Source organism: Streptomyces sp. enrichment culture (assembly GCF_964272855.1).
In the GTDB taxonomy this organism is placed as follows: domain Bacteria; phylum Actinomycetota; class Actinomycetes; order Streptomycetales; family Streptomycetaceae; genus Streptomyces.
Genome location: NZ_OZ186847.1, coordinates 8,376,669 through 8,395,593, shown reverse-complemented (window position 1 = coordinate 8,395,593; position 18,925 = coordinate 8,376,669). Strand labels below are relative to the sequence as shown.

The 18,925-nt window shown below is 73.0% G+C and carries 17 protein-coding genes; 10 read left to right on the top strand and 7 right to left on the bottom strand.

The features are described from left to right. The first annotated feature begins 183 nt into the window (after positions 1-183). Positions 184-1,746: a TROVE domain-containing protein gene (locus ACSU6L_RS37520; protein WP_437065184.1), complete on the top strand. Its 1,563-nt coding sequence runs from the start codon at positions 184-186 to the stop codon at positions 1,744-1,746. 51 nt (positions 1,747-1,797) lie between these two features. Here ACSU6L_RS37520 and ACSU6L_RS37515 read toward each other — a convergent pair whose 3' ends face one another. Next, entirely contained in the window at positions 1,798-2,679 is an 882-nt protein-coding gene (locus tag ACSU6L_RS37515) for an SDR family oxidoreductase (RefSeq protein WP_437064153.1), read from the bottom strand. Between the two features lie 302 nt (positions 2,680-2,981). Between ACSU6L_RS37515 and ACSU6L_RS37510 the strand changes: the two genes are divergently transcribed. The 4 genes from ACSU6L_RS37510 to ACSU6L_RS37495 all read left to right on the top strand — a co-directional run bounded on the left by ACSU6L_RS37510 (position 2,982) and on the right by ACSU6L_RS37495 (position 7,990). After that, positions 2,982-5,090, top strand: a complete 2,109-nt coding sequence (locus ACSU6L_RS37510; RefSeq protein WP_437064152.1) for a DUF4139 domain-containing protein — start codon at positions 2,982-2,984, stop codon at positions 5,088-5,090. Positions 5,091-5,098: 8 nt separating this feature from the next. Further along, a complete protein-coding gene (locus ACSU6L_RS37505) occupies positions 5,099-6,664 on the top strand; it encodes a mucoidy inhibitor MuiA family protein (protein WP_437064151.1) in 1,566 nt (521 codons plus the stop codon). A gap of 118 nt (positions 6,665-6,782) precedes the next feature. Beyond that, positions 6,783-7,241 (top strand): MFS transporter, encoded by a 459-nt coding sequence (locus tag ACSU6L_RS37500; RefSeq protein WP_437064150.1) that lies wholly within the window; start codon positions 6,783-6,785, stop codon positions 7,239-7,241. Positions 7,242-7,321: 80 nt separating this feature from the next. Further along, the gene (locus ACSU6L_RS37495; RefSeq protein ID WP_437064149.1) at positions 7,322-7,990 is read left to right on the top strand and encodes an MFS transporter; all 669 of its coding nucleotides are present in this window, start codon (positions 7,322-7,324) and stop codon (positions 7,988-7,990) included. 151 nt (positions 7,991-8,141) lie between these two features. Here ACSU6L_RS37495 and secD read toward each other — a convergent pair whose 3' ends face one another. From secD to ACSU6L_RS37475, 4 genes are all read right to left on the bottom strand, one after another. After that, complete coding sequence (gene secD / locus ACSU6L_RS37490; RefSeq protein ID WP_437064148.1) at positions 8,142-10,481, bottom strand: protein translocase subunit SecD; 2,340 nt, start codon at positions 10,479-10,481, stop codon at positions 8,142-8,144. Between the two features lie 90 nt (positions 10,482-10,571). Then, the gene (locus tag ACSU6L_RS37485; protein WP_437064147.1) at positions 10,572-10,985 is read right to left on the bottom strand and encodes a hypothetical protein; all 414 of its coding nucleotides are present in this window, start codon (positions 10,983-10,985) and stop codon (positions 10,572-10,574) included. Positions 10,986-11,102: 117 nt separating this feature from the next. Then, positions 11,103-11,810 (bottom strand): response regulator, encoded by a 708-nt coding sequence (locus tag ACSU6L_RS37480; protein WP_437064146.1) that lies wholly within the window; start codon positions 11,808-11,810, stop codon positions 11,103-11,105. Between the two features lie 2 nt (positions 11,811-11,812). Continuing rightward, on the bottom strand, positions 11,813-12,775 hold the full coding sequence (locus ACSU6L_RS37475; RefSeq protein WP_437064145.1) for a HAMP domain-containing sensor histidine kinase: 963 nt from the start codon (positions 12,773-12,775) through the stop codon (positions 11,813-11,815). 375 nt (positions 12,776-13,150) lie between these two features. On the opposite strand from ACSU6L_RS37475, the gene ACSU6L_RS37470 reads away from it, so the two are divergent. The 4 genes from ACSU6L_RS37470 to ACSU6L_RS37455 all read left to right on the top strand — a co-directional run bounded on the left by ACSU6L_RS37470 (position 13,151) and on the right by ACSU6L_RS37455 (position 15,578). Beyond that, positions 13,151-13,480: a TraR/DksA family transcriptional regulator gene (locus ACSU6L_RS37470; protein ID WP_437064144.1), complete on the top strand. Its 330-nt coding sequence runs from the start codon at positions 13,151-13,153 to the stop codon at positions 13,478-13,480. A 115-nt stretch (positions 13,481-13,595) separates the two neighbouring features. Beyond that, on the top strand, positions 13,596-13,967 hold the full coding sequence (locus tag ACSU6L_RS37465; protein WP_437064143.1) for a TraR/DksA family transcriptional regulator: 372 nt from the start codon (positions 13,596-13,598) through the stop codon (positions 13,965-13,967). After that, a complete protein-coding gene (locus ACSU6L_RS37460; protein WP_437064142.1) occupies positions 13,964-14,815 on the top strand; it encodes a rod shape-determining protein in 852 nt (283 codons plus the stop codon). Before ACSU6L_RS37465 ends, ACSU6L_RS37460 begins: the two co-directional genes overlap by 4 nt. Positions 14,816-14,936: 121 nt before the next feature. After that, complete coding sequence (locus ACSU6L_RS37455) at positions 14,937-15,578, top strand: Rv1733c family protein (RefSeq protein ID WP_437064141.1); 642 nt, start codon at positions 14,937-14,939, stop codon at positions 15,576-15,578. A gap of 35 nt (positions 15,579-15,613) precedes the next feature. On the opposite strand, the gene ACSU6L_RS37450 is transcribed toward ACSU6L_RS37455, so the two are convergent. After that, positions 15,614-17,026 carry an FG-GAP repeat protein gene (locus ACSU6L_RS37450; RefSeq protein ID WP_437064140.1) on the bottom strand — a complete coding sequence of 471 codons (1,413 nt, stop codon included), beginning with the start codon at positions 17,024-17,026 and terminating at the stop codon, positions 15,614-15,616. A 298-nt stretch (positions 17,027-17,324) separates the two neighbouring features. Here ACSU6L_RS37450 and ACSU6L_RS37445 point away from each other — a divergent pair, with 298 nt between their 5' ends. Continuing rightward, positions 17,325-18,305 (top strand): alpha/beta fold hydrolase, encoded by a 981-nt coding sequence (locus ACSU6L_RS37445; protein WP_437064139.1) that lies wholly within the window; start codon positions 17,325-17,327, stop codon positions 18,303-18,305. A gap of 79 nt (positions 18,306-18,384) precedes the next feature. Here the strand turns inward: ACSU6L_RS37445 and ACSU6L_RS37440 are convergent, their stop codons facing one another. After that, positions 18,385-18,837: a hypothetical protein gene (locus ACSU6L_RS37440; RefSeq protein WP_437064138.1), complete on the bottom strand. Its 453-nt coding sequence runs from the start codon at positions 18,835-18,837 to the stop codon at positions 18,385-18,387. Between the last annotated feature and the right edge of the window lie 88 nt (positions 18,838-18,925).

The following is an 18,925-nucleotide window of genomic DNA, read 5'->3' as shown; positions in this document are numbered from 1 at the left end:
AGTGACGCCGCCGCCCCTTTTGATCTCGGCAGGCGCGGGCGTCTTCGCCCCGTCGGCCCCTCTGGCCGGGGCCGTCCCGTCTTTCGAATCCGGGGGGATTCGCTGCCTCGTTACACCCAACGCGTGTCCAAGGTCTGGTCCGAGATGCTCGTGACCCCGCAGATCTCGGCGGCTGCCCGTTCCATGCCCCCGCAACGGCACTCCCTCAGCCCCACCAGGCCGGGCTTGCTCACCTACGAGGGCGGCCCGGCCTTCGTCCGGGAGCCCCGGGAGGAACTGTTCCTCCTCGCGGTCGGCAACTTCGTCTCCCAGCGGACCTTCTACGAGAGCGGTGAGGAGCGGGACGACCGGTACGTCCGTCTCGTCGGTGAACTCGCCGTCCAGGACCCCGTGTGGACGGCCGGCCTGCTGCGCTGGCTTCGCGGCGAGGGCAACATGCGCACGGCGTCCCTGGTGGGAGCGGCCACGTACGTGCGGGCCCGGCTCGAGGCCGGGGTGTCCACGGGTCCGTCGAACCGGTCCGTGATCGACTCGGTGCTCCAGCGCGCCGACGAACCCGGCGAACTGCTCGCCTACTGGGTCTCCGTGTACGGGCGGAAGGTGCCGCAGCCCGTGAAGCGCGGCATCGCCGACGGCGTGCGCCGGCTGTACACGTCGCGGTCCCTGCTCAAGTACGACACCGCGTCCAAGGCCTTCCGTTTCGGGGACGTGCTGAATCTGGTGCACGCCTCCCCCGACCCGGACAAGCCCTGGCAGGGCGCGCTGTTCCGGTACGCCCTGGACCGCCGCCACCGCCCGGAGCACGCGGTTCCGCCGGCTTCCGACCACGTACTGACCGCCCACCGGGCGCTGATGGAGACGGCTGCGGAAGAGCGGCGGGCGGTGGTGACCGAGCCGGGCGGCTCAGAGCGTCTGGCAGGGGCCGGCATGACGTGGGAGTCCCTTGCGGGCTGGCTCCACGGTCCGATGGACGCCGCCGTCTGGGAAGCCGTGATCCCCACGATGGCGCCGATGGCGCTGCTTCGGAACCTGCGGAACTTCGACGAGGCGGGAGTCTCGGACGACGTCGCGGCCCAGGTCGCCGCACGGCTCTCCGATCCCTCGGAGGTCGCCCGGTCCCCACAGTTCCCCTTCCGCTACCTGGCCGCCCACCGACACGCGCCGTCGCAGCGCTGGGCGGCCGCGCTGGAACAGGCACTGGGCCACTCCCTGGCCAACGTGCCGTCCCTGCCCGGCCGGACGCTGATCCTCGTCGACCGGTCCGACTCCATGTTCTGGGACACCGTCTCCGAGCGGTCCCAGCTCACGCGGGCGGACGCGGCCGCCGTGTTCGGCGCCGCGCTCGCCATGCGTGCCGAGCAGGCGGATCTGGTGGAGTTCGGGTGGCACAGCAAGAAGGTGCCGTTCGAGCCGGGCGAACCGGTGCTCGAGGTGCTGAAACGGTTCCACAGCCTCGGAGGCACCTACACCATGCAGGCCGTGCGGACCCATTTCCGGGAGCACGACCGGGTCCTGATCGTGACCGACGAGCAGGCTGCCCCCTACAACCCCGGCGGACCCGCCGAACCGGTCCCGGCCGACATCCCGGTGTACACATGGAACCTGGCGGGGTACCGGCCGGCCCACGGCCCCACGGGCCCCCACCGGCACACCTTCGGCGGCCTCACGGACGCCGCGTTCCGGATGGTGGGCCTCATCGAGGCCGGCCGCGAGTCCGCCTGGCCGTGGACCGCCGAACCGGCCTGATCCGGCAGCACGCGGCTCCGGATACCGGCCGGTGTCGACGATGCCGGCGGGCTACGGCAGCGGCGTACCGCCCGTCGCGTTGACGATCTCCGCGGTGATGTACGACGCCTCCTGGGAGGCGAGGAAGACGTACGCGGGGGCCATCTCGGCGGGCTGGGCGGGCCGCCCGATCGGTGCCTGCTTGCCGAACTCCTGCGTGTCCGGCAGGGTCGCCGGGATCAGCGGTGTCCAGACCGGGCCCGGAGCCACGGCGTTGACGCGCACGCCCCGGTCGATCACCATCTGCGCCAGCCCCTGGGTGAAGGTCACGATCGCGCCCTTCGTCATCGCGTAGTCCAGCAGGTGCGGACTGGGCTTGTACGCCTGGACCGAGGTGGAGTTGATGATGCTGCCGCCCTCCGGGATGTGCGGCAGGGCGAACTTGCACAGCCAGAACATGCCGTACAGGTTGGTCCGCATCACCCGGTCGAACTGCTCGGTGGAGATCGCCTCGATGCCGTCCGGCTGCGACATCTGGTACGCCGCGTTGTTCACCAGGACGTCGATGCGGCCGAACTCTTCGACGGCGCTTTCCACCAGGGCCCGGCAGTTCTCCTCCTCGCGCACGTCGCACGAGACGGCCACGGCCCGCCGCCCGGCCTCCTCGACCAGCCGGACGGTCTCGGCGGCGTCGTCCTTCTCGGCCTCCAGATAGGTGAACAGGACGTCGGCCCCCTCCCGGGCGAACGCCAGCGCGACCGCCCGTCCGATGCCGGAGTCGCCACCGGTGATCACGGCCTTGCGGTCCGCCAGCCGGCCGCTCCCCCGGTACGACTCCTCCCCGTGGTCCGGGGGCGGGTCCATGGGCCCGGTCCAGCCGGGGTGCGGCTGATCCTGGCCGGGGAAGTCCGGCTGCGGGTGCCGCTCGGTGGGGTCCTGCTGCTGCTCGGTCACGGGTCAGCCTCCTTGTCCACGGGTACGACCGGTGTGGTTCCCGGTGCTCGACGGCCTGCGAGGGAGTACCCACGACACGTCGATGTCGATCATGTCTGTCGAGACCGGCATGAACGTCGCCCTCCCGATCCCCCGCCCGCCCGGCGCGTGGTGAAGCCAATCACCGCGGTCGGCGCTGCGAGGACCGCCACGCTGGTGAGCGCGTCCGGCGGAGTGAACCGGTCCGGACGTCGGTGGTGGGGATGCCGTGCGCCGTCCGGCATAGAGTTCCCTCGGCACTGACACGGCACGTGGGGGAGCACATGACGGCTGAGACGTTCCCGAGGTGGGCATCGGCACTCGATTCGGTGGTGGTCTACGCGGAGGGCGCCCTCTGCCGCCGGCTCGCCCGCGGCGGCGTGCCCGTGGACGGACGGGTGCGGGTGACCGGCCTGCCCCGTTCGATGGACCCGGGCTCGCTGCGGGCGCGGGTCGTCGGCAGCAGCGGAGTCCGTGTCACCGAGGCCCGCGTAGAGGTCGAGGCCGAACCGGCCGGCACCCGTCCGACCGGCGAGCTGCGGCGTGAAGTGGAGCGGCTCCGCGACGCCTGCCAGGCCGTCCGAGCCCGCCGGGACCGGCAGCTGGGGCTGATCCGGGAGGTGGCGGGGCTGCGCCCGGTGCCGCCGCCCCGCGGGGAAGAGGACCCGCACCGTCCCACTCCGGTCGACGCCTGGCTGGAGCTCGCCGACTTCGTCGACGACCGGTTGGCCGTGCTGCACTCCCGCCTCCGGGAGCTGGACGAGGAGCTGAAGGGCGTCGAGCACGAACTGGAGATCGCCGCCGACAGGCTGTCCCGCGCCTCCACCGACGCGCCCGCTGCGCACGTGGAGACCGCGTTGTGCGCGGTGGTGACCCTCGCCGGCGCCAGCGGCACGGACCCCGAGGTGGAGGTGGAGGTCGAGTACGGGGTGCCGGGCGCCTTGTGGGTACCGGTCTACCGTCTGAACCACCGTCAAGGCGAGGGCGCCGGACGGCTGCTGATGCGTGCGGCGATCGCCCAGCGCACCGGCGAGGACTGGAGCGGCGTCCGCGTCTCGCTGGCCACGGCCGACCTGCGACGCCGTACCGACGCGCCCCGGCTCCGCTCGATCCGCATCGGACGCAGCCAGCCCGCCCCCGCGCCGTCGGGTTGGCGCGAGCCCGCGCCTGGGCTGGCCGACCTCTTCGCCGCCTACGACGCGGCAGGACCGCGTCCGGAGGCCGACGGCACCTCGCTACGGGGAGCGGGCACCGAGACGGTCGTAGCCGGCTCTCCTCCCGGCCCTGTGCCGCCTCCCCCTCCGCCCCCGCCTGTGCCTTCGCCGCTGGCGGCGTACGGCGCACCGCCCGCAGTCCTTCCGGCACCCGGCGGCACGGTGGCGAGTCCCGCGCCCGCGGTGTCCGGCGGCCCACCAGCCGAATACACGCAGCCGCCTGCGTTCATGCCGGAAAGCACGTCCGGAACCGGCGCCCTGCCCGTCGCAGCCCCCGCCTTGGCTCCGGCAGCTCCCGGTGCGGCCGCTCCGCCCGTCCCGCTTCCGGTCTCCTTCGCCGGGCCCCCGCAGCCGGGCCCTGACGAACTCGACTACGCCGCGCTGGTCCTTTCCGGACCCGACGCGCGGGAAGACCGCCGGGGACGCCTGTTTCCGGGCACGTCGTACGACCCGGTGACGGCCGAGCACCGCCGGCGCGCCGAGCAGGTCGCCGCCCTGCCCCTGCCGGGGAGCGCCGTCCGTCCCCGCGAGTCGGCCGGCTCCTTCGACCACCGCTACGACGCCGCTGCCCGGGCCGACATCCCCTCGGACGGCTCGTGGCACACCATCGCCGTCGGCGAGGTGCCGGTGGGTCTGCGCACCGAGTACCTGTGCGTGCCGTCGGTGGAACAGGCCGTGTACACGACGCTGGTGCTGTCCAACACCACCGAGCAGGCACTGCTGGCCGGGCCGCTGGAGGTCGCGAGCGACGGGGACTTCCTGCTCACCACCTCGCTGCCCACGCTCGCTCCCGGCGGTGTGTGCCGGGTGGGACTCGGACCGGACGAGGCCGTCAAGGTCACCCGCCGCACGAGCCTGCACGAGTCGACCTCGGGCCTGCGCAACAACGTGACCGTGCTCGACCACCGCGTCCACGTCGAGCTGGCCAACCGGCTCTCCGTTCCCGTCACCGTGGAGGTGCGCGAGCGGGTGCCGGTCACCTCCGAGGCGGAGGTACGGATCGAGGAAAGGGCCGACTGGAAGGCTCCGTCGGACGGCGCGGAGGCCGAGCGGCACGCGCCGGGCACCCGGGTGTGGCGGATCGAGCTGCCCGCCCGCGCCACTGCCGCCCTGGACGGCGGCTACGTCATCCGCATCCCGGCCGGCAAGGCCCTGACCGGCGGCAACCGCAGGAGCTGACACATCTCATGGCCACGAGTCCCGAACCGATCGCCCTCCCCGTCACCGCCGTCACCTGCCTGGAGGACCGGGCCCACGTCGAGCGCACCGTCGTACTCGACCTGGAGGCCGGCACGCAGCGGCTGCGTCTCGGACCGATCAGCGCCCTCGCCGTCGACCGAAGCCTGAGCGCCGAGCTGTCCGCCGACGCCGCTCATCCGGCTTCGGTCCTCGACGCGAGGGTCGTACGCGCCTGGACACCGCGCGGGCCCGGCCCCGCAGCCGACGACCCCGCCCTGCGCCACCGCGTGACCGCCCTCGAAGAGGAACAGGTCTCGCTGGGACAGCGGCGCGAGCGCCTGCTCGCCCGCCTCGACCTCCTCGGGCGTCTCGCCGCCGATCTCCTGCGGGAGATAGGCGAGGGCGCCGGCCTCGGTGCGGCCGAGCGTGTCCGCTGGACGCGTGAACTCGACCGTGTCGACGCCGAACGCGACACCTACGGCGAGCAACTGCGCGAGGTGGACGCCCGGCTGACCTCGCTCGCCGCCGAACTCGCGGACGTCCAGCGAGCCCTGGCCGTCGCCGGGACCGCGCCCGCCGAGCTGGTCGCCCATGTCGAGCTGACCGTCCGGGCGGCCGCCGCCGGACCTGCCACCTTGTGCCTGACCCACCTCACCCCGTGCGCGCTGTGGCGGCCCGCCTACCGGGCCGTGCTCGACGGGGACTCGCTCACGCTGGACACGGACGCGATGGTCTGGCAGCGCACCGGCGAGGACTGGTCGAACGTACGGCTGACCCTGTCGACGGCCCGCTCCGCGCGGGCGACCGAACCGCCCCGGCTCGGGGAGGACAGGCTGACGCTCCAGGACCGCTCCCCGGCCGAGCGCCGCACCCTCCACGTCGAGCTGCGCGAGGAGGAGATCGCGGACCTCGGTCCCGTCCCCGTGCAGGGCCTGCCGGGTGTCGACGACGGCGGCGAGGTCCGGGTCCTGCGCTGCGACGCGTCGGTCTCGGTACCGTCGGACGGGCGCGCCCACCGTGTGCCGCTGTCGTCCTTCACGACGTCGGCCACCAGGGAGTACGCCTGTTCGCCCGAACTCTCCCCGCTGGTCGGTCAGGTCGTGCGGTTCGACAACCGCTCCGGGCACGCGCTGCTCGCCGGGCCCGTGGACCTCGTCAGCGGCAGCGGGTTCACCGGTCGCGGCACGCTGGACTTCACCGCGCCCGGCGCCTCCGTCGAGCTCGCCTTCGGCAGCCGTGACGACCACCGGGTCCTGCGGCACACCGAGGAGACCCGGGACACGGCCGGGCTCACCCAGCGAACCGTTCTCACCCGGACCGTCCGGCTGCATCTCTCCCGTTTCTCGGCGCCCGGCGAGCACGACGCGCACATGGTCGTCGTCCGGGAACGCATACCGGTCTCGGAGACGTCGGCGGTGGAGGTGGGCCTGCGCGGGGAGGCGTGTTCGCCCGCCCCCGACAAGGTCGACGCGGACGGCATCGTCCGCTGGAACGTCCCGCTGCCTCCAGGAGGCCGCCGCACGATCACCCTGGTCTACACGATCTCGGCGAACGCCAAGGTGAACGGCCTGTAGCCGCCCGGCCCGCCGGCATGACGAGGTGACAGCGGAGCGCCCCGCCCCGCCTGCGTGCACACGGCGGTACTCCCCGTGCATACCGGTGCATTCCTATACGAAGGGGACGGGAGCGGTCGTGGCATCCGAGCGGCGGTCCTTGGCACCACTGCTCGCGGTGTGCGCCGGGTACTTCATGGTGATCCTGGACGTGACGGTCATCAATGTCGCCGTGCCGGTGATCGGCAGGGAGCTGTCGGCCTCGCTCACCGGCATCCAGTGGATCACCGACGGCCACACCCTGGTGTTCGCCGGTTTCGTGCTCACCGGTGGCGCGCTGGGCGACCGGTTGGGCAACCGCCGGGTCTTCTGCGCGGGCGTGGCGGTGTTCACGGTGTCCTCGACCGCGTGCGCTCTCGCGCCGAGCGCCGCCTTCCTGGTGGCGGCCCGGCTGGTGGAAGGGCTAGGGGGCGTCTCGTCGATCATGCCGGATCAGGGAGCGGCGCCTGGTGCCGTGCATCGCAAGGCGGAGGAGGGAGCCGATGCGGCGCCATGGGGGTGCCCCCGCGGGAGTTCGTTCGAGCGTGGGGGAGAGTGACGACAACGCGGCGAGGTGCGGTGCCAGGCGCCGCGAGCCCGGCATGATCGGCGAGACGCCCCCTAGGCGCCGCGCTGATCGTGCCGGGTTCCCCGGCCCTCATCCAGCAGGCCTATCCGGCGCGGGCCGAGCGCTCCCGGGCCTTCGGGGTGTGGGGTTCGACGGCGGGCATCGCGGCCTCCGCCGGACCGCTGCTGGGCGGCGTGCTCGTGTCCACGGTGGGTTGGCGCTGGGTGTTCATCATCAATCTGCCCGTCGGTGCCGCCTGCCTGGTGCTGACGCTGCGGCATGTGGCCCGCTCGCCTCGGCTCGCCGCCCGAAGCCTGGACTGGCCGGCGCAGTGCGCGGTCGTGGCGGCGGTGGCGTCGCTGACCTCGGCGCTCAACGAGGCCGGACGCCGCGGCTGGACCGATCCGGCGGTACTCACCGGCGTGGGCCTGGCCGTGCCGGCGGCCGCGGCGTTCGTGGTGCGCCCGTACCGGGGATCGACCGCTGGTGATCTCCGGCATGCTCCTGGCCTCCCTGGGGCTGGCCGTCCGGGCGGCGGGCGGATCCACCCTCGCCTACCCGCTGCTGGTGGCCCCGATGATGGCAGCGGGATTCGGTACCTCCTTCGCGCTCACCGGCTCGACCGCCACGGTGATGGGTGCCGCGCCCTGGGCCACTCCGGGACCGCCTCCGCCTTCTTGACCACCCGGCAGATCGGCAGTGCCACCGGCGTCGCGCTCGGTGGCAGCCTGCTCGCCTAAGCCACCGACTACGACACCGGGCTGCGCACCAGCATGGCCGTCGGCGCACTCACCTACCTGACCGCCGCGGCCCTCGCGTGGCTGTGCGTGCCGGCGAAGTCCGGACCGGCGTAGCGCCGCCGAGGGTTCCGTTCCTTGTGCGCCGCGCGTCTCACCGCCGCTCGTGCTGCCGCGGCCGTCGGACGCCCGGGAGCGTGGTGTCGCCGTCACCGGCCGGCCGGGGCGGGCGCGGCGGCCGCTGCGCCTTCCCGTGCGGGAACAAGGTGATGGTGAGGGGGGCCGCGGTGAAGACGGAGGAGTACGTGCCGACCGCCAGGCCGATGAGCAGGGCCAGGGCGAGGTCGGTGAGCGTGTTGTCGGCGAGTACGGCCAGGGTGGTGAGGATGAGGGCCGCGCCCATGCCGGTGTTGACGGTGCGGGGCAGGGTCTGCAGGATCGCCTGGTTCGTCAGCCGGGACAGCGGTGTCGTGCGGTCGCGGGCGATGAGTTCGCGGATGCGGTCGAACAGGACGACGGAGTCGTTGACCGAGTAGCCGATGACGGTCAGCAGGGCGGCCAGGAAGAGCCCGTCGATGGGCTTGCCCAGCCAGGCGAAGACACCGATGAGGATCACCGTGTCATGGGCGAGCGCGCCCACGGCCGCGGTTCCGAACACCCAGCGGAAGCGGACCGCCAGGTAGACCAGCTGGGCGCCGAGGGCGAGACAGAGGGCGATGAGGGCGTTGCGGCGCAGTTCGTCGCCGAGGCTGGGGCCGATCAGCTCGTCACGGATCTTCTTCGTCTCGCCGCCGAGGCCGCCGATGGTCTCGGTGACGGTGGCCTCCTCGGTGCCGGTCAGGTTCTCGGTGCGCACGGTGAGGCCGGTGTCGCCGGAGGACTGGACGACCGTACGGGGGAATCCGGCATGGGTGAGGGCCTCCCGCGCCCGGTCCGGATCGACGGCGGCGGTCGTGGAGTACTCGATGAGCCGGCCGCCGGTGAACTCGATGCCGAAGTCGAGGCCGCGGACCAGGATGCCCGAGGCGGCCATGACCAGGGCGGCGGCGGACACGGCCAGCCAGCGGCGTGGGTGGCGCATCAGGAACGGGTCGCGGCGCAGCAGTCCGTCGCGGACCCATCCGGTGCTCGCGATGCCGGTGAGGTGCGGGCGGCGCCGGACCGCGGGCCGGCCGGCCGCGTACTCGGCGAGGACCCGTGTGATCACCAGTGCGCTGATCATGGAGGCGAGGACGCCGATGCCGAGGGTGACGCCGAAGCCGCGGACCGGGCCGGAGGCGAGGACGAACAGGAGGGCCGCGGCGATCAGTGTGGTGATGTTGGAGTCGGCGATGGCGCTGAGCGCGCCGCGGAATCCGGCCGTCAGTGCCGAGCGGGGGCTGGGCCGGGTACGGGCGGCGTGTTCCTCGCGGGCTCGTTCGAAGACGAGGACGTTGGCGTCCACGGCCATGCCGATGGCGAGCACGAACCCGGCGAGGCCGGGCAGGGTCAGGGTGGCGCCGAGCAGGGCCAGGGCGGCGTAGGAGATCAGGCCGTAGCAGGCCAGGGCCACGGTCGCGAGGAGGCCCATGAGCCGGTAGACGGCGATGACGAACAGTGCGGTCAGGGTGGTGCCGATGACGGCGGCCCGGGCGGCGGCCTCGATGGCCGCGTCGCCGAGGGTGGCGCCGACGGTGCGCTGCTCGACGATCTCGACGGGGACGGGCAGGGCGCCGCCGGAGATGAGCAGGGCCAGTTCGCGGGCCTCGGAGTCGTCGAAGGAGCCGGTGATCTGGGTGGTGCCGCCCGGGATGCCCGCACCGCACGTGACGGACGGGTCGACCTGCGGTGAGGAGATGATCTTGTCGTCGAGGACGATGGCGACCCGGCGCTGCGGATCGCCGGCCGGGTGGCAGGCGGCCTGTGCGGTGACCCGCGTCCACCGGTCGCGGCCGCTGCCGGTGAAGTCGACGGTGACATGCCATCCGGTGCCGCTCTGCTGGTCGAAACGGGCGTCGGCGCCTTCGACGTCCTGTCCGTTCAGGTCGGCGGCCTTCAGCCGCAGCAGTTGTCCGGACTCGTCCGGCAGGGTCCGTCCCCCGGCCGGGTCGTCCGGCTGGGTCGGGGGCGTGGTGGTGCCGTCGGGGGTCTCGGCCGTGCCGAGGACCGCGTGGACGGTGAGCTGCGCGGTGCGGCCCAGCACGTCGGCCGCCTTCTTCGGGTCCTGTACGCCGGGCAGCTCGACGAGGACGCGGTGGTCGCCGGAGCGGACGAGGGTGGGTTCGGCGACACCGAGCGCGTCGATACGGCCCCGCAGCACCTCCACGGTGCGGTCGGTGGCCGCGCGGTCGGCGTCGGCGGTGTCGGTGGGGCGGGTTTCCAGCATGATCTGGGTGCCGCCGCGCAGGTCGAGTCCGAGGCGGATCGGCGTGGTGAGGGCGATGGCCAGCGATCCGGCGATCACGGCGAGGGCGAGCAGCGCACGCGTGCGCAGGGAGTTCTTGCGGCGTTTCAACGCGAGCCTCCGGCAGGCACGTCGCGGCAGCGGCGGACGCGGCCGCGACGAGGAAGAGGGAAGGGGAGGGAAGGGAACGGGCAGGTTGTCTCAGGTACCTGCGGGCGCCGGAGGGGCCCGGCCGCGGTCGTGCGCCGACCGGCCGGGAGAGACGGGTGAGTGCGCGGACGGCGCCGACGTGCCCGCGCCGGCGGCTGCGGCGCTGTCGCGGGGGTCGGTGGCGTGGTGATCCGGTAGGTTCGGGCGCTCCCCGAGGTGGTCGTGCCGGGTTCTGGCCTGGGCCGTGCAGCCCGCCGCGCACGTGTCCTCCGCGCGGGGACCGGTGTCAGGACGCTCGGCACCCGTGACCACCGCGGCCGGGTTGGGCACCGGGGCGGCGGCGGTGTGCACGGCATCGGCGGGAAGTGCCGCGAGCAGGACGGCGAGGAGCAGGGTGAGCGTCGTCGCCAGCCGGTGACCGGCGGCGGCGACGGGGGGCGGGATGGTGCGGAACGCCCGGCGCATGCACCGTCCCTTTCTTCTGGATGCTCGGATGGGCGGGGTGCCCGGCCGGGGCTCCGGCCGGGCAGGGGACGGCCGGAGCCCCGGACGATGGCGGGGAGGTGGCAGGGCGGACGGGCGTCAGAGCTCGATCAGGCCGGCGCGGATGGCGTACCGGGTGAGCGCCAGCCTGTCGTGCAGGCCGAGTTTGTTCAGGAGGTTGGCCCGGTGACGGTGCACGGTCTTGACGCTGATGAACAGGATCTCGGCGATCTCCTTCGAGGAGTGGCCCTCGGCGACCAGCTTGAGAACCTCCTCCTCACGCGGCGTGAGCAGGTGTTCGGCGTTCTCCTCACCGTGCCGGACGCGGTCCAGGTAGTTGCGGATCAGGGCGGTGACCGCGCCGGGGTAGAGGAACGGCTCGTTGCGCATCGCGGCCCGGCAGGCGGCGACCATGTCGCGGTCGGCGACCGACTTCAGTACGTAGCCGCAGGCCCCGGCCTTCAGCGCCTGGAACAGGTACTGCTCGTTGTCGTGCATGGTCAGCATCAGGATCCGCAGGCCCGGTTTGAGCGCCGCCAGCTCGCGGGTGGCCTGCAGGCCGGTCAGGCGCGGCATGGCGATGTCGAGGACGGCCAGGTCGATCTCATGCCGCCGGGCCTCTTCGATGGCCTCGGCACCGTCCCCGGCCTCGGCGACGACCCGCAGGTCGGGTTCCCGGTCGAGGATCAGCCGTACACCGCGGCGTACGAGGGCGTGGTCGTCGGCGAGGAGGATGCGGATCGGCGTCGACCCGGCCGGGGGCGGTGTCACGATCGTGGCGGGTTCGAGGGGGATCGGCTCGGACATGGTCAGGGCTGCTCCCTGGAGACGGGGGTGACGAGGCGGATGCGGGTGCCGGTGCCGGGCGTGGAGGTGATGTCCAGGCCGGCCCCGGCGAGCAGCGCCCGTTCGCGCATGCCGCGGATCCCGGCGCCTTCACAGGGGGCCTCGATGCCACGGCCGTCATCGGTGATCTCCAGCGTCACCGCGTCACCCGAGCGGTGCAGGCTCACCTCCACCCGACGCGCGTCCGCGTGGCGGGCCGCGTTGGTCAGGCTCTCCTGAGCCACCCGGTACAGGACGAGTTCGCTTCCCTCGTCGAGGGCGGGCAGGTCGGTGTCGAGGCTGCGCACGACATGCAGCCCGGTGTGGACGGCGAAGTCCTGCGTGAGCGAGGTCAGTGCGCTGACCAGGCCCAGGTCGTCCAGGACGCCGGGCCGCAGGCGGCGTACCAGGCGGCGAACCTCGTCCAGGCTCGCCCGGGTGATCTCCTGGGCCTGTCGGAGGTCCTCGCGCAGCGGCTCGGGGGCGTCGTCCGCGGCGCGTTTGAGCACCAGCAGTATCGCGGTCATGCTCTGCCCGACCTCGTCGTGCAGTTCCTGGGCGATGCGGCGGCGCTCGGCCTCCTGGGCCAGGAGTACCCGAGCGCTGGAGGTGGCGCGTTCGTGCTCCAGCCGGTCGAGCATGGCGTTGAAGGTGCGGATCAGTTCGGACACCTCTCTGCCGCCGCCGGCGCCGGGCACGGGCAGCCGCTGGCCGGGGCGCAGCAGGTCGACGGTGGTCATCAGCCTGGTCAGCCGGTCCAGCGGGGCCAGACCCCAGCGCAGCAAGGTGCCGTTGGCCACCAGCATGACGGCCAGACCGCCGACCAGGATGACCGCCTCGGTCAGCAGCACCGGCACGGACACCGTCACCGGCGCCCACAGCAGCAGTGCCGTGGCGGCGCCCAGCACCAGGGCGTTGAGCCCGAAGATCCGCCAGAACAGCGACACGGGGAGAACTCCTCCTTCTGCGAACCACCTCGATCGACTCTGCTCGCGCTCATCACACCCCGGCGGGACCGCGGTGTCCGGTCATGATCGATCCGACTCCAGCCTGCCTCCACCGGGCGCGCGCGGTCGATGGGGTCCGACCCCCATTTCCCAGGTCACTGGTTACCCATGCGCCGTCCCGGGTGGTCGCCGGGTGGTTATCGCGACCCAGTGCGAATGGGGTCTGTGCCCGATGGGTTTCCACGGCCGGGCCGAGCAGAGTCGAAGGTGACCGAGCCGCCCGGATCGGCCGATGCCCGCAGTCGTGCGGACGGCACACGGCCGAACCGGGCGGCCACCACTGCGCCTGCTCACACCCCGAGAAGGGACCTCGTCATGACGCTCGACACCTCCCAGACCGACCCCCGCCCCGGCCGGCTGACCGCTCACGAGGCCCGCCAGCGCCTCCAGCACGCCCGCAGCAGCCGGATGGCCCAGTTGCAGGCCCTGGAGGAGACCGGTCAGAGCGCGGCCGACCACCTGATGTCCACCCAGGCGGCAGCGATCCGGCGGGTCCTCAAGGAGATCGACGAGGCGTTCGCCCGTATCGACGACGGCTCCTACGGCACCTGCCTGGGCTGCTCCAGGCCCGTGCCCGCCGAGCGCCTGGAGATCCTGCCCTACACCCGGTACTGCGTCCCCTGCCAGCGCCACGCCACTGCCTGACCGGCCTCGCCGCGTCGCGTCGCGCCGGACGCGATCCGGTCGCCCGGCTCCCGCGCCCGTGCCCGTGCCCCAACCCCCGCCCTACCCAGATCTCCCGCCCTGCCAAAGGGGTGAAGTGGTGAACCATCAGATCATCGGCGACCGTGCCACACACCTGTCCCCCGAGGTCCTCGCCGCGCTGCAGGAGAACCTGCACGAGCAGCGCCTGTTCCGCCAGGAGCAGCTTCGGCAGCTCGCCGCGGCGCCGCCCGAAGCCGGGACCTCGCGCCGGCGCCGCTCCGCGGCACAGGCCGAAGTGCGGGTCAGACTCGCCGCGTCCGCGCGCATGGTCCTCAGCGACGTGGAGGCGGCGCTGCGGCGCATCGCCGAGGGCCGCTACTGCGCCTGCCACCTGTGCCGGCGTCCCATCGACCGCGAGCGTCTGATGATCGTGCCCCAGGCCCGCTACTGCGCACGGTGCCAGCAGGTACGGGAGGCCGGCCGATGACCGCCGTACGCCACCCCGGGACCGACTCCCCCGCCAGGCACCGGCACCGGCACGGACGCTGGCCCTGGCCACTGTGCCGGCGGTGCTGCGGCCTCGCCCTCGACATGGGCAGCGCCCGCACCCGCGCCTGGATCGCCGGCCGCGGAACGATCCTCGACGTACCCACGATGCCCTCCCCCGGTGCCGGGGCGGTGCCCCCGATCCAGCGCGGCGCCATCGTCGACGTCCCGGAAACGTCCCGCATGCTCGAACGGCTGCTCGACCACCGGCTGCCCCGCCACACCCGCCCGCTCGTGGTCGTCACCGCGCCCGTGCTGGACGGCCCGACCTACCGGGAACGGGCGCGCGCGGCCGTGGACGTGCTGCACCCGCGCGCGACGCTGACCGTGCCGACCGCGCGCGCCGTGGCTCTGGGCGCGAACGCCGACCTCTCCCGGCCACTGCTCGTGGTGGATGTCGGCGCCCACCTCACCGAGGTGGTCCTCCTCGTCGACGGCGCCGTCTTCGACGCCCGCGGAACCGCCCTGGGCACCACCGATCTCGCCGGCCCCGGCGCCACGGCGGAGCTCGGCGAAGCCATCACCACCATGATCACCTCGATGCTCCGGCAGGACCGGAGCCCCCTCACGGCCGACGCCCTGAGCCGGGGAGCCCTCCTGGCCGGCGGCGGCGCTCTGCGCCCCGACCTCACCTTCCGGCTCAACGGCGGCCTGCACGCGCCTCTGCGTCCCGTCCCCGCCCCGCACACCGCCGCGATCCGCGGCGCCGCCAGGGTCCTGCAGGCCGCACACGCTCATCCCTCGACCGGCGGCACGTCCCCGCCCGGATCCGGCCCGCACTCCTGCTGAACCCCCTCTCCACCGCCACGGCCGGTGCCGCGCCACCGCCCCGCTGGTGCCGTGCCACCGCTCTGGGTGGTGCCGTCCCGGCCGCACCCGGCAGCCCCTCCGCCCCGGAAGGAGAACCACCGTGTCCGGCGCGACACCCCCCGCGCAACCGCCTCCGACCCGCTCCCCTCGGCACGCCTCGGCTCATCCCCTGGCACTGTGGCGCCGCCGACGCAATCCACTGCGCCGGCGCTCCGACCGTCTCCAGGGCTGGATCGCGCTCGGCTTGTGCGTGCTCGTGCCCTCCCTGGGTCTGGCCGCCACGTTCGCCGTCGGGGACGCCGCCCACCGGCACTATCGCGCGACCGCCGAGCACCAGATGCGGACGCGGCACCTCACCACGGCCGTACTCGCTCAGGACGCCCCGCGTCATCCGGAGCCCGGCTCGGCGGAGGCGAGGAAGACCCGTTATCCGGTCACGGTCCGCTTCACCGGCCCGGACGGTCGGACACGCACCGCGAAGACCGACGTTCTGCCCGGGCTGACCGAGGGCAGCGGCGTCGACGTCTGGGTCGGCTCGGAAGGAGCGATCACCGAGCCGCCCATGACCGACGAGCAGATCCGCAGCCGCACCATGGGCTGGGCGATTCTGACCTTCCTGGCCGTCGCTCTCGCCGGTGCCGGCGCCTATCGCGCCGCTGCCCTGGTCCTGTACCGGCGCAATCTCGCCGAGTGGGCGAACCAGTGGGCCGAGGCCGCGCCACGGTGGACCGCGTCACCCTGAGCCCAGCGCTCCGCCGGAGCCTTCGGCGCTCGGCCTCAGCCGGTGAGGCGCACCCCGAACACCGGGGAGCCGGAGGTGGAGACACCAGTCCCGGAGGCGCTGACACCGGGCGTCCCGGTGGCGCTGGGACCGTTGCTGCCACGGAAGTAGACGGCCGCCCCGTCCCCCGCGTTCTCGTCCGGGACGCCGACGAGAAGGTCCCAGTCCCCATCGTTGTGGGTGTCGGCGAGGTGGAGGGAACTGCCGAAGTGGTCGCCGGTCTCGTCGTTGCCCGGCACGTTCGGTGTGCTCTGGGCGAAGAACCGGGTGGACGTGGTGCTGTCGGCCCCGATCGCGTCGAAGCCCTTCTCGCCGCCGAAGACGAGGGTGACCGCACCGGTACCGGTGGCGCTGCCCAGGCTCTCGCCCGGGGCGCCGATGGCGAGGAGCTGGGAGCCGTACCCGCGGTACGCCGCGACCTCCAGCGAGGCGCCGAAGCGGTCGCCGGGCTCACTGGTGTCCGGCATGTTGGGCGAGTCCTGCGTGACGGTGTACGAGACGGTGGCGGACGGGCCCTTCGCGTCGCCGTTGAAGACGCGGACGACGCCGCCGCCCTCGTTCGGGGCGCCGAGGGCGATGTCCTCGTAGAAGTTGTTGTCGAAGTCGCCGATCGCGACGGAGGTGCTGGTGGGCAGCTTGACGGTGCCGGCGGGGCTCAGGCCGTCGGCGGAGCCGAGCGCGTAGTAGGTGCTGGTGCCGGTGACGACGATGTCGGCGATCAGGTCCTCGCCGCCGAAGTTGCCCGAGGCGATGGCCGTCGGGGCGCCCGTGACGGAGGACGGGGGTACGAAGCGGTAAGCGCCGCCGTGACCGCCCGTCTTGGTGAAGCCGCCGCGGTAGACGTCGATCGTCGGGTTGCTCGAGCCGATGGCCAGGTCCGGCTTCTGGTCGCTGTCGACCAGCGCGGCGAGCACCCGGCCGAACTTGTCGTGGGAGCCCGGCGCCGGGTCCGCGACCGTCACCCCGCTGGTCAGGCCCGTGCCGGAGCCCCACAGGATGGCGACCGTACCGCCGTCGGCATCGCTGCCGACGTCCTCGCCGGGGGCGCCCACGGCGAGGTCGGCGTAGCCGTCACCGTTGAGGTCCTGCGCCACGACGGCGTCGCCGAACCGGTCCCCGGCCTCGGCCCCGCCCGGGACGCCGGGGCTGTCCTGGCTGATGACGGTGCGCCGGGCGTTGCCGGGGTCGGTCGTACCGCCCCACAGGATGACGACCTGCCCGGCGGCGGACCTGCCGGCCACGTACGCGCCGGGCGCGGCGACCGCGATGTCGCGGTAGCCGTCGCCGTTGAAGTCGCCGGGCACGTTGGATCCGGCGGCTGTGGCCGGACCGGCCGTGACGGTGAGCAGCCCGCCCGTCAGGGCCGCGACGGCGGCGATGGCCAGGGTGGTGCGAAGGTGCTGGGGCACGCTGAGTCTCCTGCTTGGTACTTGCGTCGAGCGAGTGGCCGCACATGACGGCCGAACGCTCAAGGAGACCCGTGACCAGGCGCAATGGTTGTACCGAGGATCCGGAGCCACCGAACGGGAGCCGGCCGCCCCGGAGGAGGTCGCAGTGGGCCGGCTACCGGGCACTTGCCGATTCGGCAAACAACCTCGTCCTCACAGCAGGACCTTCCGGATGATTGGCGTCGAGCCAACAGAGCTGCGGAGCGGCGGCAACGGGTCGTCGCGGCGCACCGCAGACCACAGGTCGGTGGAGGAGCGCATGTCTCAGCACGTCATGGAGGCCACGCACCGGTCGGTTTCCACGCCGGGGGGCCGGATCGCCCTCGCGGAGCAGGGAACCGGACCGCTGGTGCTGCTCATCCACGGCTTCCCCGAATCCTGGTACTCCTGGCGCCACCAGCTGCCGGTCCTCGCGGCGGCGGGGTACCGCGCGGTCGCGATCGACGTCCGCGGCTACGGCCGCTCCTCCAAGCCGTCCTCGACGGACGCGTACCGGATGCTCGACCTGGTGGAGGACAACGCCGCGGTCGTGCAGTCCCTGGGCGCGGAGCCGGCGGTGGTCGTCGGCCACGACTGGGGCGCGGCCATCGCCGCGAACTCCGCTCTGTTCAGGCCGGAGCTCTTCCGGGCCGTCGCACTGCTGAGCGTTCCCTACACTCCGCGCGGCGGCCCCCGCCCCAGCGACGTCTTCACCCGGCTGGGCGGGGACGAGGAGTTCTACATCTCGTACTTCCAGCGGCCGGGTCGCGCCGAGGCCGAGATCGAGCCCGACGTACGGGGCTGGCTCGCCGGTTTCTACGCGGCTCTGTCAGCCGACACCATGCCGCGAGCAGGCGCTCCCGACCCGCACTTCGTCGGCAGGGCCGGGACGCTGCGGGACCGGTTCCCCAGCGGTCGGCTGCCCGGTTGGCTCAGTGAGAGGGATCTCGACGTCTACGCCGGGGAGTTCGAGCGCACCGGCTTCACCGGAGCGCTCAACCGCTACCGGAACATGGACCGCGACTGGGAGGACCTGGCCGCCTTCGACGGCGCTCCGCTCACCCAGCCGTCCCTGTTCATCGGCGGCAGCCTGGACGCCTCCACGACCTGGCTGGCCGACGCGATCAAGGCGTACCCGGTCACCCTGCCGAACCTGGTCTCGTCACACATCCTCGACGGCTGCGGCCACTGGATCCAGCAGGAACGCCCCGCCGAGGTCAACCGGATCCTCACCGACTGGCTCGCCGCCCTGCCCGCTTGAGGCCCGCGGGCCCCACCGACCGGCGGTACCCGCGGGCCGCCGCGGACGCGATCCGGACCGCCTTCACATCCGCTGTCGGTCACTCGGATGCGGATGCTGCGGCGCTTTGTTCAATGGTTTGTTCACACCACGTGGGCGCTTCGGCACTCTGCTGGATGTCGAACTCGCACGAGTCGGGGTCGAACTCGCCCGCGTTGTGGGCGTTCCCGCTGTTCTGCCTGTCGCTGCCCTCGCGCGAGTTGCTGTTCGAGTAGTCGCTGCCGTCGCTGCTCCGGTCGATCCCGGGATCGTTGCCGTCGGAGCCGCCGTCGCCGCCCTCGCCCTGCGACGATTGTTGTTGCTGATGCGATCCCGAGTCCTGTGATCCGCCATCGCCGCCGCCGGGGTCTTGCTGCACCGGGGCTGTCGAGACTGCGGAAGCCGGAACGGCGGCTGCCTCGAAGAAGGCCGGGGTCACCGAGAAGGAAAGCGCAACAGCCAGACATGACGCGCCGAAATAGCGGCTGAGCCGCCGACGCGGGGTGCTGGTCATGATTGTTCCCGGATGGAACAGAAGTGTTTGAACCGCATGCGGGCATGAGATACCCGTATCGACCTAGGGGACCTGCGCACCCAGGACT

Coding starts and splice junctions, on each gene's coding strand:
- ACSU6L_RS37505 (WP_437064151.1), top strand. CDS start 5,099: ATGGCCACGAGTCCCGAACCGATCGCCCTCCCCGTCACCGCCGTCACC.
- ACSU6L_RS37485 (WP_437064147.1), bottom strand. CDS start 10,985: ATGCGCCGGGCGTTCCGCACCATCCCGCCCCCCGTCGCCGCCGCCGGT.
- ACSU6L_RS37460 (WP_437064142.1), top strand. CDS start 13,964: ATGACCGCCGTACGCCACCCCGGGACCGACTCCCCCGCCAGGCACCGG.
- ACSU6L_RS37520 (WP_437065184.1), top strand. CDS start 184: ATGCCCCCGCAACGGCACTCCCTCAGCCCCACCAGGCCGGGCTTGCTC.
- ACSU6L_RS37480 (WP_437064146.1), bottom strand. CDS start 11,810: ATGTCCGAGCCGATCCCCCTCGAACCCGCCACGATCGTGACACCGCCC.
- ACSU6L_RS37445 (WP_437064139.1), top strand. CDS start 17,325: ATGTCTCAGCACGTCATGGAGGCCACGCACCGGTCGGTTTCCACGCCG.
- ACSU6L_RS37440 (WP_437064138.1), bottom strand. CDS start 18,837: ATGACCAGCACCCCGCGTCGGCGGCTCAGCCGCTATTTCGGCGCGTCA.
- ACSU6L_RS37470 (WP_437064144.1), top strand. CDS start 13,151: ATGACGCTCGACACCTCCCAGACCGACCCCCGCCCCGGCCGGCTGACC.
- ACSU6L_RS37510 (WP_437064152.1), top strand. CDS start 2,982: ATGACGGCTGAGACGTTCCCGAGGTGGGCATCGGCACTCGATTCGGTG.